The sequence below is a fragment of the Pseudomonas sp. RA_15y_Pfl2_54 genome, assembly GCF_963971015.1.
GTDB lineage: Bacteria > Pseudomonadota > Gammaproteobacteria > Pseudomonadales > Pseudomonadaceae > Aquipseudomonas > Aquipseudomonas baetica_A.
In genome coordinates, this window is record NZ_CAXAPN010000026.1 from 1 (window position 1) to 15,438 (window position 15,438).

General features: G+C 54.8%; 17 protein-coding genes. 10 read left to right on the top strand and 7 right to left on the bottom strand.

The genetic code is table 11. The annotated features are described in order from the left end of the window. Window positions 1–325: 325 nt before the first annotated feature. From AACY50_RS18690 to AACY50_RS18705, 4 genes are read right to left on the bottom strand one after another with little or no spacing between them, the layout of a single operon-like run. Window positions 326–1,936: an AAA family ATPase gene (locus tag AACY50_RS18690; RefSeq protein WP_339433814.1), complete on the bottom strand. Its 1,611-nt coding sequence runs from the start codon at window positions 1,934–1,936 to the stop codon at window positions 326–328. Between the two features lie 27 nt (window positions 1,937–1,963). After that, window positions 1,964–2,485: a 4Fe-4S single cluster domain-containing protein gene (locus AACY50_RS18695; RefSeq protein WP_339538985.1), complete on the bottom strand. Its 522-nt coding sequence runs from the start codon at window positions 2,483–2,485 to the stop codon at window positions 1,964–1,966. Beyond that, on the bottom strand, window positions 2,486–3,118 hold the full coding sequence (locus AACY50_RS18700) for a DUF2997 domain-containing protein (RefSeq protein ID WP_339433816.1): 633 nt from the start codon (window positions 3,116–3,118) through the stop codon (window positions 2,486–2,488). 2 nt (window positions 3,119–3,120) lie between these two features. Further along, window positions 3,121–4,086 (bottom strand): hypothetical protein, encoded by a 966-nt coding sequence (locus AACY50_RS18705; RefSeq protein WP_339433817.1) that lies wholly within the window; start codon window positions 4,084–4,086, stop codon window positions 3,121–3,123. Between the two features lie 636 nt (window positions 4,087–4,722). Here AACY50_RS18705 and AACY50_RS18710 point away from each other — a divergent pair. From AACY50_RS18710 to AACY50_RS18720, 3 genes are all read left to right on the top strand, one after another. Next, complete coding sequence (locus AACY50_RS18710; protein ID WP_339495252.1) at window positions 4,723–5,826, top strand: hypothetical protein; 1,104 nt, start codon at window positions 4,723–4,725, stop codon at window positions 5,824–5,826. Window positions 5,827–5,829: 3 nt separating this feature from the next. Continuing rightward, on the top strand, window positions 5,830–6,399 hold the full coding sequence (locus AACY50_RS18715; protein WP_339495251.1) for a LemA family protein: 570 nt from the start codon (window positions 5,830–5,832) through the stop codon (window positions 6,397–6,399). A 140-nt stretch (window positions 6,400–6,539) separates the two neighbouring features. Then, the gene (locus AACY50_RS18720) at window positions 6,540–6,833 is read left to right on the top strand and encodes a hypothetical protein (RefSeq protein ID WP_339538987.1); all 294 of its coding nucleotides are present in this window, start codon (window positions 6,540–6,542) and stop codon (window positions 6,831–6,833) included. A 181-nt stretch (window positions 6,834–7,014) separates the two neighbouring features. Here the strand turns inward: AACY50_RS18720 and AACY50_RS18725 are convergent, their stop codons facing one another. Further along, window positions 7,015–7,353 carry an FKBP-type peptidyl-prolyl cis-trans isomerase gene (locus tag AACY50_RS18725; RefSeq protein WP_221733630.1) on the bottom strand — a complete coding sequence of 113 codons (339 nt, stop codon included), beginning with the start codon at window positions 7,351–7,353 and terminating at the stop codon, window positions 7,015–7,017. A gap of 163 nt (window positions 7,354–7,516) precedes the next feature. Here AACY50_RS18725 and AACY50_RS18730 point away from each other — a divergent pair, with 163 nt between their 5' ends. After that, window positions 7,517–8,596, top strand: a complete 1,080-nt coding sequence (locus AACY50_RS18730) for a sensor domain-containing diguanylate cyclase (protein ID WP_339538988.1) — start codon at window positions 7,517–7,519, stop codon at window positions 8,594–8,596. Between the two features lie 9 nt (window positions 8,597–8,605). Here AACY50_RS18730 and AACY50_RS18735 read toward each other — a convergent pair whose 3' ends face one another. After that, window positions 8,606–8,911: an RcnB family protein gene (locus AACY50_RS18735; protein WP_339433822.1), complete on the bottom strand. Its 306-nt coding sequence runs from the start codon at window positions 8,909–8,911 to the stop codon at window positions 8,606–8,608. Between the two features lie 139 nt (window positions 8,912–9,050). Between AACY50_RS18735 and AACY50_RS18740 the strand changes: the two genes are divergently transcribed. From AACY50_RS18740 to AACY50_RS18760, 5 genes are all read left to right on the top strand, one after another. Beyond that, window positions 9,051–9,563 (top strand): LemA family protein, encoded by a 513-nt coding sequence (locus AACY50_RS18740; protein ID WP_339538990.1) that lies wholly within the window; start codon window positions 9,051–9,053, stop codon window positions 9,561–9,563. Window positions 9,564–9,586: 23 nt separating this feature from the next. Next, window positions 9,587–9,829, top strand: coding sequence for a hypothetical protein (locus tag AACY50_RS18745; RefSeq protein ID WP_339538991.1), 243 nt, complete (start codon window positions 9,587–9,589; stop codon window positions 9,827–9,829). A gap of 11 nt (window positions 9,830–9,840) precedes the next feature. Beyond that, entirely contained in the window at window positions 9,841–10,131 is a 291-nt protein-coding gene (locus AACY50_RS18750) for a M48 family metalloprotease (RefSeq protein WP_339433825.1), read from the top strand. Window positions 10,132–10,350: 219 nt separating this feature from the next. Further along, window positions 10,351–11,643: an MFS transporter gene (locus tag AACY50_RS18755; protein WP_339433826.1), complete on the top strand. Its 1,293-nt coding sequence runs from the start codon at window positions 10,351–10,353 to the stop codon at window positions 11,641–11,643. A 13-nt stretch (window positions 11,644–11,656) separates the two neighbouring features. Continuing rightward, window positions 11,657–12,424, top strand: coding sequence for a substrate-binding domain-containing protein (locus AACY50_RS18760; RefSeq protein WP_339538992.1), 768 nt, complete (start codon window positions 11,657–11,659; stop codon window positions 12,422–12,424). Here AACY50_RS18760 and AACY50_RS18765 read toward each other — a convergent pair. Further along, complete coding sequence (locus AACY50_RS18765) at window positions 12,414–13,328, bottom strand: LysR family transcriptional regulator (RefSeq protein WP_339464557.1); 915 nt, start codon at window positions 13,326–13,328, stop codon at window positions 12,414–12,416. The genes AACY50_RS18760 and AACY50_RS18765 overlap by 11 nt on opposite strands. Before the next feature lie 250 nt (window positions 13,329–13,578). Here AACY50_RS18765 and AACY50_RS18770 point away from each other — a divergent pair, with 250 nt between their 5' ends. Further along, a complete protein-coding gene (locus AACY50_RS18770) occupies window positions 13,579–15,387 on the top strand; it encodes a monovalent cation:proton antiporter-2 (CPA2) family protein (RefSeq protein WP_339433829.1) in 1,809 nt (602 codons plus the stop codon). The last annotated feature ends 51 nt before the right edge of the window (window positions 15,388–15,438 follow it).

Consider the following 15,438-nt stretch of genomic DNA (forward strand, 5'->3'; position numbering starts at 1 on the left):
GTCTGGCCAGACAAGAAACTGGGAGCCGATGGGCACTGTGATGTTGAACCCGGATCGGCAGCAGCAGACCGAGAAAAGAGCGGCATAGTTAGACGGCGACGCGACAACAACCTTGAAAAACGCCGGAAGCAGCCGCGCGCGCTAGCTTTGTGCCGATAGCGAACCCGCTCACCGATATCCAAATCTAGTGGTTCGGAATTTTGTCTCGAGGGAAGAAATGTTGGCCAAGAAGGTCATCTTTTCTTCCTTGGGCCCACCCAGTTCCGCTGAGCTGCATGGGCGTGTCGCCAGGGATTAAGCGGTTAGGCTGCCAAATCACCGCAAATTAAAAATCAATTTGCCTACCGCCGATTTGAATTTCCGTATCATTCTGACCGGCAACCATAGCCGAAGCGCTAATTGCATTTTGATTCGCCCAATTACGAAGTTTCGTGAACTCGTCTTTACGCATTTTGCTCATGGGTACAAAACGCGAAATAGTCGTTTCAAAATCCACCATCGTCAGGTCGCTTAAATCACCAGCGCCATTCATCCGCCGTGAGAACGCTTCAATCAGCGAGTCCCCAACCCAAGCTTCGATTTCAGCACCAGAAAGCACAATGTCTTTACCAAAATTCGACTCGCCGCCTAGAGCAGACAATCGATCCAAATCGAATTTTTCTGGATCACGCTTCAATTTCTTCAGATGTATTTCAAGAATCTTCTTTCTTTCCGATGTCGACGGGAAGTCAACGAAAAATATTTCGTCGAATCGCCCCTTCCTCAACAACTCCGGCGGTAAGCTGTTGATATTGTTAGCGGTAGCAAACACAAAAACAGGTGCCGTTTTTTCTTGCATCCAAGTCAACAGCGTGCCGAATACGCGTGTAGCAGTGCCACCATCAGATGCCCCTCCGGAAGAGCCAGAAAGTCCTTTTTCAATTTCATCGATCCATAGGATGCAGGGCGAGATAGCTTCGGCAGTACGTAGTGCGGAACGAATATTGGATTCTGAAGAGCCGACCACCCCTTGGAAGATTTTTCCCATATCCAAACGCAATAAGGGCATGTTCCATGACGACGATATGCATTTCGCCGTTAGCGACTTGCCGCAACCAGGAACTCCCGTTAAGAGCAAACCCTTCGGGGTTCTGACACCAAACTCCTGAGCCAACTGCCCAAAACACTGGCTACGCAAATGGAGCCATTTTTTAAGAGTTGCCAGCCCTCCAACATCTTCAAGACTTACCTTTGAGTCAATGTATTCCAAAATACCTGTTTTCCGTATAATTTGTTTTTTCTCGGAAAGCAGATCCTTTACGGTGTTTTCATTTATACTCAGGCTGGATACCAATGAACGAGACAAGCTATTGTCAATTTCCAATCCCGTGAGACCCAAAGCGGCATCAATAAGTTTATCTTTGGCCTCACTAGAAAGATCAATCTTAACACTGCCGTTGCCCTGCCATGAATTAACAAAGTTATTTATCTGATTTTTAACTTCTTCTCTTGATGGCAGTGGAAAATCAATTAACGTGATTTCCTTTTGAAGATCATTAGCAACTTCAAAGCTGGGCGCCACGACAATGCAGTTGCTTCGATAACCACGTGAACGGATATTGATGGCTAAATCTCGAAGTCGACGGCGGTAGACAGGATTTGAGCTTGAGGCAAGGTAGTTATGAGCATCACAAAAAACAAAAATGTTTTTGCTGCCCTCCTCCTTCGCCTTTTCTTCGCAAAAATCCAAGGCCACTTTCAAATCAAAGGTTTTATCCCCAGCCACGACGCCATTTATCTGGACGCCTAGCGTCGAGTTCCAAACGAACAAACGATGGCTGAGCGCCTTGGCGATTTCAGAAATCTCATTGAGAGCACGCTCTTCCTCAAAAGTTTCAATGACCAAAATCGCATAACGCGCTTTCAGGTAATCTGTTATCTGCTTGGTACGGCTCATGCTTATTATCCCTGCGCTTGAACTGAGTTATACATGCATCGGAAGGCCGGTTTTGGTAACGCCAGAATTTGAAACAATAAACTCGACAACTCTTCCAGTACGAAAAAAGTCAATATCGACTCTGTCACTGGTTTTGATAATTTGCTTGTGCTGATAGGGATGTTTAGCGTTATGCCGATACCGACCTGCCAGCGTCAAGTCTACGGCTTTAACAACTCGAATCATGCCTTCATTCTGGAATATCTCTTTTGCCGTATAGCCTGTATAGAGTATCCAGTTTTTCTCGCCATTGACGGCGTGTATTAATTGTTCCAAGGCTGGCGCCTGGTCGAGCGGCTCCCCCCCGGAGAGGGTAACCCCAGCGATGTCCATTGCATTTATCTTCTGAGCCAATTCATAAACAGACATCAGCGTATTCGCTTCGCCATCATGCGTCGCCTGGTTGAAACATCCCTTACAATTCAGCACACAACCCTGCACCCATAATGTCAAGCGTAATCCAGGGCCGTTAACGCTGCTTAACTCCATATGGTGTAAATTGATTTCCATTTAGAAGTTCGCACTGAGAATTTGAAGGGTTTGCTCTTCATGAACTACGGTATACTCCGGCTTCCACTCTGTTACAAGCTCCGCCATAGGGCTAGAAAGTAGAGCCTCAAGCTCTTCAGTAAGTTTTGTGCAAATATCGCCTTTCACGCCATGCACTTCCTCCGTAATTGCATCGCCCGTAAAAGTGACATGAATACCGTATTCATAGCGAGGTCCAAATTCAATCTCGAACCCTTGAAGCGTTTCTTTCACCCTTGCTGGAACCCCTGATGCTTCTATGCGCTTGATGGTTTCATCGATGGCTACGCTGATGTATGCTTTCTGAAAGCTTAAAGCCAAATCATCCATTATCGCTTCATCGCTGACTGAAATATTTTCCCGTTCGATGAGGAGTTTGTATGAGCCCGCCTCAATTTGGCAAACAAATAGATTGAATCCATCAGCGGTTTGGCCACAAATAGCCCTGTATTGCTGCGTGCCCAAATAGCCTAACTTGCTCAACACTTTTTTACTGAAATCGCTGGCAAACGTGGAAACCAGACTCGTCGTCGGGCTAAGGCCAATCTTGCCGAAAGCTTTGGCAATAGCTTCTTCATTAACATAAGAAAATTCAAACTTTGTACAATGCGACATTATTAAAGCTCCAGCCTGCGACCGGGAACAACTTCTTCGGCGGCCTGGATAGCAATTAACACATCAGGGGCAACCTCGATGTTACGCAGAGGCGCCATGGGTACAAGCGTCGCTTCAGGCGCAACATTTTTTAAAACCGGGGTTGGAGTTTCGGAGTTGACAACCACTCGACGTCTTTGTACTGCCTGTGATGCACCACTATCGCTCAGAAGACTTGCATCAATCGCTTCTAACAGCCGTCTTATTATCAGGGTTGGATTTGATGTGAGCTTTTCATATAGTTCAATGCGCAACAAAGCATCGGCTCCATCATTGAATTGCAATTTAACAAAATGATTTTGGGATGCATCGCCGGCGATGCCAATGCGCGAGATCTGATTCAGGTCCCGTGACAGCTTTCTCCAAACACTCCCGTCAAACGACGCAACAATTAACTTGGTTCCTGTTGCGGCAAAAGCATTGCAACCATTTTTAATCTCACCGGCATCAAAATTCTGGTAGCTGACCAGAATTTTCTCCCCGGCAGGAAATCCCAGAGCGGTTTCCAAATATTCATTTGTCGAAAAATCGATATCCTCATGAAATTTTAATGTTCTTGAATAAAAATAAAGACAAACAATGCCACCTAAACCATAGTACAGTGTTGTCATCGCCGTTTCCGGTGCAAGAACTGCAATAATTACCCCCGACAGAATAATGAATGCATAACCGTAATTTATACCCGCCATTGTATTGAATTTTTTATTTCTATAAGCCTGAAATGTTTTACCGGGAATATATTTTTTTGAAGGTGCAAATAGCAGAGCACCCACACCAAAAAAAATCAGAGTGATAAACCCCATTGCAGCCTGGCGAATTTGCCCATTCTGCAACCCTTCAAGAAGTACCCTCGCACCGCCAAAGATAAAAACAGGTATGCTTGCCAGGATTAAGAGTCCCAATATCTTACCTTTGGCGATCATCATCATTTTCCACACCGGGATAGTTCTTATCATTCACAAACCTTCTAGAGTTGATTCAGTAGCGCGTAGTGACGGGATGGCTGTAGAACTGCTGATGGGTCTATGCTACATGACGACCTTTGATTTATCACGCACTAGGGATGGTCTGAAGTAGCCATATGGTTCGAGCTAACTTCAACCACTGCCGATTTTGAAAGTGGCCAGTCGATCCAAAATGCTTTGGCATTGCCAATAGAGAGCGTCACGGGTAGTTGGCTCCCCTGCAGATCGTAACGGCCGTGTACCCTACAATCGAGCGGTAGCTCCGGCAAGGCGCCAAGCACTCGTTTGTGAACGCCAGGATCGGACTTCAAAAAAACCCTCCAATTTATGAAATTGAACGGGGAACACTATCGGTGAGAACCCTGAAAAACCCTGTCAGTCCTAAAACGCCGTGAGGGAGCGATTCGACGTTTTGTCGGCGAACTCAACTTGGTTAAACTGGAGCCCTTTTTTACACACCCCGCACCAAAAACGGTCATTGCGTGACAATGGTATCGTCCACTCCTTTTCAAAATTCCTGACAGATTATGAATAGAGCAAAATCCTCAATCCGGGCCGTTGCTCCCGCACCAGGCATCCCTGAATCAATGGATACCTGACATGACCAACTCATCGCAGAACGCGAGGTTAAATAAATTGCTGGCCGTGAGCGAAGCCAGTATCGACAAGACTGAGTCCAACACCGACTTATTGAAGGTGATCCATGAGTTCGCCTCGTACGATGGCCCGCTCGAATTCGATCGCACCCGCGCATGGTGGTTTTTCGTCACTGGCCTGTTATTGCTTGCGAGTGCTGTGGCCCTTTATTGGATTGGGAACATCTCTAGCGTCGCTCTGTTCTTTTATCGATTGGAAATTGATCCCGACTCGTTCGGCATGGGCACTGGTTTTCTTGGCATCGTCATTGCCGCTGGGAGTCTGACATGGATGAAATCCAAATCTAATCGGTTGCCGTCGCTCAGTAAAAGAATTGCTCGACTGTCATCCTACTTCCACAACGGACTGACTTTCCTGAAAGAAGACTCGGCCACGACCCTCAAGAAGCTGGACACGGAATTTGGTGATTACCGCCGGGGCAACTACAGCCGCGAGTTGGTCGAGTCGATACAGGGTGTATTTCCCGGCACGCAGCGCAACCTCCCTTACCACTATCGCCAGTTGCACTACGTTAACAGGCGAACAGTGCACACCACGGTGACCGACAAAGATGGAAAAACCAAAACGGAGACTCGAGTGGTTTACGACCACTACGACCGGTACAGCCTTGTCATCGACTTTCCATGGGTCAGCGGGATATCGGTTAGATCTGATGACCAATCGGAGAACGACTATGCGTGCCCCATGGACACGGCTTCTCCGGATTTCAATAAAGCGTTCCGTTTGACCGGTCGCAGCGAGATACTCTGTGCGAAATTCATCAAGCCTTCGACGGTGCTCCACTTGCTGAAGCTGTTCGACATCCTCCATCGTCCGAACCTGGAGTTCGCCGACAGTGGAAAGCTCTGCCTCAGCTTCGCCAGCAAAGACCTGCTCGCGTTCGGTACCGAGTATTCGCTGGCATCACCCAACGAGTTTTACGCAGAAATTTCTGCCGGTGTCGAACTGCCGCGCTTGATGTCGGCGCTCCAATGGAGCCATGCACTCAGCGAGCTGCACGATGACAACTTTGCCTCCTATCCCCTAACAAGCTGCCAAGAGAAGTAAGCCATGGACATTGCACTCATCCTTTCCGCTGTTATCGCTGTCGTCATCATCGTAGCGGGCTTCAGCCTCTACAACGGCATTATTGGGGGACACAACCGAGTACAACGTGCCTGGTCAGACGTGCTCGTTTACGAACGCCAGAAGACCAAGGTGCTCGATCAGCTTCAAAAAGTGCTCTCAGACTTCATGGTCTTTGAGTCCAGCCTCCTCGAAAAAATCGCCGGCCTTCGCAGCGCGGTCAATGCCCTTCCTGCTGGAGCGGACGGCAACGCCCTCACGAAAGTTGAAACCGCCTCGAGGGAGCTGATGGGGGGCTTGCGCGTTACCTTTGAGGCTTACCCTGATCTGAAAGCATCCGAAGCGGCGAACAACATGATGCGTGAAATCGCCGAACAACAAGAAAACGTCGGCGCGGCCATCACCATTTACAACCGCAACGTCGAACTGTTCAACAACTCCATCGAAATGTTCCCAGGCTCGCTCGTCAATGGCCTGTTCAACAAGAAAACGCGTGTGACGCCGTTCTCCGATACCGAAGCTTCGCAAAGTTTCTCTTACACCCCGAATATCTAAACCGCGTCATGCATCGAACCCATCACCCGTGAGGGTGATGGTCGATCACCTGCCTGCTTGAATAGATCCGCGGCTGATTTTCCAGGCGCGATGCCGAAAGCAGCAACAAAGTAGACAGCCCCGGCTGGAGCGACTGTCAAATGAAGTCTTCAATCCTCGTACTTGCCGCACTTTATTGCATGGGCATCAGCACAGCATTTGCCGACGGCTCACAGGCGATAAGCGACAAACACGGGCCAGCAGGCATCGTCGTCGGTGAGCGTCTGGCTGCGGCCAAGTCCAAGCTAGTCAAACAAGGATGGAAGCCGACGCGGATACATGCCACCGACGGCGATGAATACAGTGGCGTAGAGCGGGAGCTGGCTGCACGCAAGTTCTTCGAACTGGATACCTGCTCGTTTGATAGCTCGCGTTGCGTCTTGTACTACTCGTAGAAAGGAACTTGCCTACGCGTCGATACCATCGGCGAGCAATTCAATGACATGACGGTCACGCGATGGACCCGTGAATGTCCCGATATTGAAGTATTCACCTGATCCACAAAATCGCAGACTGGAATCATTTGGATGAAGCGTGGCCTTCATCCAACTCGTTCACATCCCGCGCCCGCCAGCCTCAATCCTCCCGCGTCAAAACCTCCAGCAACTCGATCTCAAACACCAGATTCGAATGCGGCGGGATCTTGCCCATCGTCCGCTCGCCGTACCCCAAATGCGCCGGCACCAGCAGTTTGCGTTTACCACCGACCTGCATGCCCATCAGTCCTTGATCCCAACCCTTGATCACCCGGCCAGTGCCGATCACGCACTGAAAAGGTTTGCCCCGGGTGTGGGACGAATCGAACTCCGTGCCGTCTTCCAGCCAGCCGGTGTATTGGGTAGTGATCAGCGCGCCTTTGACGGCGGCTTTGCCCTCGCCTACCTGAAGATCGATGACCTGCAGTTCATCATTCATGACATTCACTCTATTGTTCAACTGGCCGCCGTTTTCCCAGAATTGCCGGGTATTGGCAAGCCGTCAGTGACGATCAACGTGGTATCCGAACCGAGTGATGAACCCTTAACATAGCCAACCGCCATTACTTCCCGGATCGACTTGCCATGCTGGCAGCGCCCAAATGACTCAGCTCTTGATCAGCCTTGCCATCGGCGCGGTAATGCTTGCCGTCATTGCCCTGTTGATCTGGCGCGAGCGTGGTTTGCGCCAGCAGCTTGCCCAATACCGTGATCTGCTGACCCGCGCCGCCGAAGGCCGGAACATTCATCAGGACGGCGACGTCGAGCGCTTCAAGCGCAGCCAGTATTTTGCGCGCATCGGCACCTGGGACTGGGAGGTCGACACCGATCGGTTGTATTGGTCGGACGCGATCTACGGCATGTTCGGGTTCAACATCGGCGAAGTGACGCCTTCCTACGCGTTGTTCTGTTCCTGCGTGCATCCGGACGACCGCGTCAGGGTGCGCGCCGGCGAACTGCGTTGCCTGGAAACCGGTGAAAACCACGACGAGGAATATCGCGTGGTCTGGCCTGACGGCACGATTCGCTGGCTCCGGGAAACCGGCAATGTGGTGCGTAATGAACACGACGCGATGATCAAAATGATGGGCGTAGTGCGCGACATTACCGAAGAAAAAGCCTCGGCCAGTTACCTCAAACACCTCGCCCACTTCGACCCGTTGACCGGTCTGCCCAATCGGCTGGTGCTTGAAGAACGGCTCTGCGAAGCGCTGGACCATGCGCGCCAGAGCGGCACGCGGGTGGCACTGGTCTTCGTCGACCTAAACGGTTTCAAAACCATCAACGACCAGTACGGCCACGCTGCCGGCGACCGGGTTCTGATCACCACCGCCACTCGTCTGAAACGCATCCTGCGCGCCAGCGACACCGTCGCGCGCATCGGCGGCGACGAGTTCGTGGTGATCCTGCAAGACCTCGCACCCGGCATCAACCTGCAGGACGAAGCCCGCAGCATCTGCCAGAAGATCTTCATCGAACTGTCCCCACCGGTCAGCATCGGCAACGACCAGCGCCATATCGGTACCAGCCTTGGCGTCGCAGTGTTTCCCGATCATGCGACGGCGATGGATCGGTTGCTGCACATTGCCGATCTGGCGATGTATGAGGCCAAGCGCAGCGGGAATAATCAGTATCGGTTGGGCGAGGAAAGCCCTGCGCGTCTAAAGGCGCAGGGCTTTTGAATCCTGGGTTTAACGCGGAACCGGTTTCATCTCGACAATGGTCCCGTTGGTGATCATTACCATGACGTACTGGTCATTGATCTGCACCCACTGGGCCTGATCGACCGGTTTTTTCAGGCCCTTGGCTTTCCAGTCGAGGGCTTTCTCGCTGCGCTGATAAACGTCTGGTGCGCGGTCATTGACCTTCAACTCGCGGTCACTGACCGGAGATTGCACGGCGGGTTCGCTTGAGGTTTGCGCCGCTTGAACGACTGGGCTGATCCCGGCGATGCCGGCGACGAGGGCCAGGCTGGCGATTAGGGTTTTGCTGTTCATCGGTGAACCTCCTGAGATGTCTGATACCTGAACTCCGACTGCGCGGTGCTGGAATCATTCCTTGTTTTTTGTCGGGGCTGGCAGGGGGATTGTAGTTGTCCGTCGGGACGCGATCGCAGGCAAGCCAGGCTCCCACAGGATGGCAGGATGTTCGAGAAATGCTTTCGCCCAAGTCGAAGTCCAGCTCAAGCGCCGTTACGACTTGATCCCCAATCTGGTGGCCGTTGCCAAGGGTTATATGGCCCACGAACGCGAAACCCTCGAAACGGTCATCGCTGCGCGCAACGCTGCAGTGGCCGTACTTGAGGCCTCGCAAGCGCAACCGGGCAACGCAAAAAGCATCGAGCCGTTAGGCCAGGCGGACAGCACGCTCAGCGGCGTGGTGGGTCGGTTGAACCTGACGCTGGAGGCCTATCCCGATCTCAAGGCCTCGCAGAACATGCAGCAACTCAGTGAAGAGCTGAGCAGCACCGAAAACAAAGTGAGCTTTGCGCGGCAGGCTTACAACGATGCGGTGATGACCTACAACACCCTCAAACAGGGTTTCCCTGCGGTGCTGCTGGCAACCGGTTTCGGTCATGGTACCGATGCAGCTCCGCTGAAATTTGCTGACACGCTGGCCATCAAGGTCGCTCCGAAAGTTTCTTTCTAACCCTCGTTATTCAAGGACGGCCCATGATTTTTTATGAAAATCAACGCAGGGCCAGACGCCAGACGACACGTTTGGTGAACCTGATGATCCTGTCGCTGCTGGCTCTGACAGTCCTCACCAGCCTGCCCTTCGTCTTCCATGGTTTCGAAAATTACCTGAGCGGCACCGGCAGCCTGCTGGATGCGCTCATGGCGATTGCCTCAGGTACCCTCGTGCCTGCGGTGTATGCGTTGCCGGATTTATCGGTAATGTTTTCGGCAGCCTGATCAAGGCAGCAGTGAGTCGCCAACGGGAGTTCCTGGCGGATGCCAGCGCGGTGCAATTCACGCGCAATCCGCAGAGCATCGTCGGCGCCCTGAAAAAAATCGGCGCGCAGGGTTCATCTATCAGTGCTGCCCGAGCCGGTGAGTACAGTCACTTGTATTTCAGCGTGGGCGTCTCGAACCCGCTGAGTCGCCTCTTCGCTACCCACCCTGAGCTGAACGAGCGCATCCGGCGGATTGATCCGCACTGGGATGGCAGCTTCACCGTTCGCAATGCCGCTGAGCAAGCAAACGGTCAGCAGTAGAGGCCGACAGGTTCAATGGATTGATTGGCGGAACGAATGCCATCGCTGGCAAGCCAGATCCCAGAGCGGTTCAGCGCCCCTGACTGATCCGCTTTGCGCATCAATCCATACCAACAATGCAATTAACAGATTGTTACACCTGCGCCACTATCCACCCCAATAAAAACCGTGCGCCGCTTCCCCGTAGCGCACGTCATAAAAGCGGTGGAGTACTTTGTCATGACAGCCTCAATCCCACACGGCGGCTCGCGGGCCGGCGCCATTTTCCGGGTGACCTCGGGCAACTTCCTCGAACAGTTCGACTTCTTTCTGTTCGGTTTCTACGCCACCCAGATCGCGGCGGTGTTCTTTCCGGCGAGCAGTGAATTCGCCTCTCTGATGATGACCTTTGCAGTGTTCGGCGCAGGCTTTTTGATGCGCCCACTGGGGGCCATCGTGCTCGGTGCGTACATCGATGACGTCGGTCGCCGCAAAGGGTTGATCGTTACGCTATCGATCATGGCCAGCGGCACGATATTGATCGTGCTGGTGCCCGGATACGAAACCATTGGCCTGTTCGCCCCCGCACTGGTGTTGATCGGACGGCTGCTGCAAGGCTTCTCGGCCGGTGCCGAATTGGGCGGGGTTTCGGTCTATTTGTCCGAAATCGCCACACCCGGTCGCAAAGGCTTTTTCACCGCTTGGCAGTCGGCCAGCCAGCAAGTGGCAATCATCGTTGCCGCCGCGCTGGGCTACGCGCTGAACGCTTGGATGGCGCCGAACGTGGTTGCCGATTGGGGCTGGCGCATTCCGTTTTTCGTCGGCTGCATGATCGTGCCGTTCATCTTTGTGCTGCGCCGTAACCTGGCGGAAACCGAAGCGTTTGCTGCGCGCAAACACCGTCCGAGCATGGGCGAAGTGTTCCGCACCCTGGGTCAGAACTGGGGCGTCGTGCTCGGCGGGATGCTGATGGTCGCCCTGACCACCACCGCGTTCTATCTGATCACGGTGTACGCGCCGACCTTCGGCAAAACCGTGCTGCACCTGAGCACCTCCGACGCACTGCTGGTGACCTTGCTGGTGGGCGTGTCGAACTTCTTCTGGTTGCCGGTTGGCGGCATGCTGTCCGACCGCATTGGCCGTCGTCCGCTGCTGATCGCCATGTCGCTGCTGGCGCTGGCCACGACTTATCCGGCGCTGTCCTACCTGGTGCACGCTCCGAGTTTCAGCCACATGTTGCTGTCGCTGTTGTGGCTGTCGTTTATCTACGGGATGTACAACGGCGCCATGATTCCAGCCCTCACCGAGATCATGCCCGTGGAGGTGCGCGTCGCCGGTTTCTCTCTGGCCTACAGCCTGGCCACCGCGATTTTTGGCGGTTTCACCCCAGCGATGTCGACCTTCCTGATCCAGTACACCGGCGACAAAGCCGCGCCGGGTTACTGGATGAGCATCGGTGCACTGTGCGCGTTGTGCGCCACCCTCTATCTGTATCGCCGCGCTGGCGGTCGCCTGCAACCTGCCGTCGTTTAAGGAGCGTTTCCCGATGAAAAAACTGTTCACCCTGACCGCCTTCGCCCTCCTCGCTTTCAGCGCCCTGACGCAGGCCGAAGAGCTACGCGTGATGACCTCGGGCGGCTTCACCGCCGCCTACAAAATCCTCGGGCCGAAATTCGCGGCGGCCACCGGCAACACCCTCGACACCACCCTTGGCCCGTCGATGGGCAAGTCCCCGGAGGCGATCCCTAATCGTCTGGCGCGCGGCGAACAGGCCGACGTGGTGATCATGGTCGGCTACGCCCTCGACGACTTGATCAAACAGGGCAAAGTCGACCCGGCGTCACGTGTTGAGCTGGCGGATTCGCGGATCGGCCTGGCAGTGCGCCAGGGAGCGCCGAAACCGGACATCAGCAGCGTCGAAGGCCTGAAGAAAACCCTGCTCGATGCACAGTCGGTGGCCTACTCCGACAGCGCCAGCGGCGTATACATCGAGCAGCAGTTGTTCAAGAAACTGGGCATCGAAGATCAACTGAAACCAAAAGCGAAGATGATCACGAAAATCCCGGTGGGCTCGGTCGTTGCCACGGGCGATTATCAGTTGGGCTTTCAGCAGGTCAGCGAATTGCTGCCGGTGCCGGGGGTGAGTTTTGTGGCCAGGATTCCTGAGTCGGTGCAATCGGTCACACGATTTGCCGCCGGCATTCCCGTCGGCGCACAGCATCCGCAAGAAGCCAAGGCGCTACTCGCCTACCTCGCCGCACCGGCCGCCCAGGCTGACGTGCAGGCCACCGGGATGGATTCGGTCAAGCGTTGATCGTTGGCGGCTGGACTTTCATTTCCACCACCAGCCGCTCCAGTTCCAACGCCGCCGGGGTCAATGTGCGACCCCGGCGCTTGAGGATACCGACACTGCGCATCACTTGCGGGTCGGTCAATGGCACCCGCGTCAGGATCGGATGATCCGGCCCCGGAAGCGCCATCATCGGTACCGCCGCCACTCCTAGACCGGCCTCCACCAGACCAATCATTGTCGTCACATGCCGCGTTTCGCAGATGCTTTGGCGCTGCGCCACCACACCGTTCAACGCCTGATCGAGCAGAAAGCGATTGCCGGACGTCTTGTCCAGCGAGATGTAATCCTGCCGATAGAACTCATCCCACGTCACGCTGTTGCGTCCGGCCAATGGATGATCACGCCGGCAGGCAACCACATAGCACTCCTGCACAAGCGGTTCAAAATCGACTTTGGCATCCTGCGTGCCCATAAAACTCAATCCGAAATCCGCCTCGCCGTTGACCACTGCGCTGAGGACGTCATGGGCGCTGGAATCGAGCACTTTGACTTTGATTCGCGGGAACTGCTGGTGATAACGGGCAACCACCCGCGGCATGAAGTAGTAAGCGGCGGACGGCACGCAGGCGACAGTGACATGGCCCAATCGGGTCGAGGCAACTTCGCTGATCCCCAGCAACGCCACGTCGAGATCATCCAGCAAACGCTCGACACTGGGCATGAAACCGCGCCCGGCCTGGGTCAGGCTGACTTTGCGGGTGGTGCGTTCGAACAGCTTTACGCCAAGCGCGTCTTCGAGTTTTTCGATGCGCCGGCTCAGCGCCGGTTGCGACAGACGTACGGTGTCGGCGGCCTTGCGGAAACTGCCCTGCTCGACCACGGCGCGAAAGGCTTGCAAGTCGTTGAGATCGAAGTTGATGGCCATGGCGGAACTCGGACGATTGATTCACAAAGGCTATGAATGTAACCAATTGATGCAAATTATTACAGGCTTCACGAAGATTCCCCCGAGAGAAGGGATTGCTCGCGAAGGCAGTGTGTCAACTGACATTTCGTTCAACCGACCCGCCGCTTTCGCGAGCAAGCCCGCTCCCACAGTGGATCTTCAGTGGATTGGAGGTCTGCCTAGACCTTATCCTTGTCGCCCCCGCCGTACCGCTGTCAGGAGTCATTCAATGCCCCATGAAGGCAATCTGTTGCAAGCCGCTGTCGTGTTTCTGTTCGCCGCCGTACTTACCGTGCCACTGGCCAAGCGCCTGCAATTGGGCGCGGTGATCGGTTATCTGCTTGCCGGGGTGATCATCGGCCCGTCGGTGCTGGGCCTGATCGGCAATCCGCAAAGCGTTGCGCATATATCGGAACTGGGCGTGGTGTTGCTGCTGTTCATCATCGGCCTTGAGTTGTCGCCGCGACGGTTGTGGGTGATGCGCAAATCGGTGTTTGGCGTTGGTCTGGCGCAGGTGCTGCTGACCGCTTCGGTGATTGGCGTGCTGGCGCTTTCGGTCTTCGGTCAGCCGCTCAACAGCGCGATTGTGCTGGGCCTTGGCCTGGCGCTGTCGTCCACCGCGTTCGGCCTGCAAAGCCTGGCTGAACGCAAGGAACTGACCAGCCCTCACGGGCGCCTGGCGTTTGCGATTTTGCTGTTTCAGGACATCGCCGCGATCCCGTTGATTGCGCTGGTGCCCATGCTCGCCGGCAGCGCCGAAAACACCAGCAGTGCCGAGAGTCTGAATCACGCGTTACAGGTGCTCGGCGGGATCGCTGTGGTGGTGGTGGGCGGGCGCTACCTGTTGCGTCCGGTGTTCCGTGTGGTGGCGAAAACCGGGTTGCCGGAGGTGTCCACCGCCACGGCGTTGCTGGTGGTGATCGGCACGGCGTGGTTGATGGATCTGGTCGGTGTGTCGATGGCGTTGGGAGCGTTTCTTGCCGGCCTGCTGCTGGCGGATTCGGAGTATCGCCATGAACTGGAAGCGCAGATCGAACCGTTCAAAGGCCTGCTGCTCGGGCTGTTTTTCATCAGTGTGGGCATGGGCGCCAACCTCAGTCTGCTGCTGAACGCGCCGTTCACGGTATTGGGGCTGACGCTGCTGCTGATCGGTTTGAAGCTGCCGTTGCTGTTTGTGGTGGGCCGTCTGGCCGGAGGCTTGAACAAGATCAGTGCCATTCGTCTCGGCATCGTTCTGGCGGCCGGTGGTGAATTTGCCTTTGTGGTGTTCAAGATCGGCCGCGATCAAGGCCTGTTCGAGCCGCGCCTGTATGACTTGCTGGTGCTGACCATCACCCTGTCGATGGCGGTGACGCCGTTGCTGCTGTTGGTCTGCGCACGACTGGTCAGCCCCAAAGTGCAACCGGTGGAGGTGCCGGAAAAATTCCGTGAAATCGAAACCGATGCACCGCGCGTGGTGATCGCGGGCATGGGCCGGATGGGCCAGATCGTGGCGCGGATTCTGCGGGCACAGAACATCAAGTTCGTGGCGCTGGACACCTCGGTGGAAACCATCGAACTGTCGCGCAGTTTCGGCGGCGTGCCGGTGTTTTATGGCGACCCGATGCGCCCGGAAATCCTCAACGCCGCCAAGGTCGGCGAGGCGGAATATTTCGTGATTGCCACGGATGATCCGGACACCAACATCAAGACCGCCGAAGTCGTGCGCAAGCTCTACCCGCACATGAAGATCATCGCCCGGGCGCGTAACCGTCAGCATGTGCACCGCTTGGTGGATATCGGCGCTGAAGCGATTCGAGAGACTTACTATTCGAGCCTGGAAATGAGCCGGCGCACGTTGGTCGGTCTTGGGTTGACACACGCTCAGGCCGATGCGCGGATCAAGCGCTTCAAGCACCACGACGAACAGGTGCTGGAGGCGCAACACGCGGTCTACGACGACGCGGCCAAAGTCCTGCAAACCGCCCAGGAAGCCCGGGCAGAACTGGCACGCTTGTTTGAATCGGATCAGTTGGAAGAAGAATCGCGCCAGGCCTGAGAATCAGGCGCCGCGCGGGCCGCCATCGCGGGCAAGCCCGCTCCCACAGGG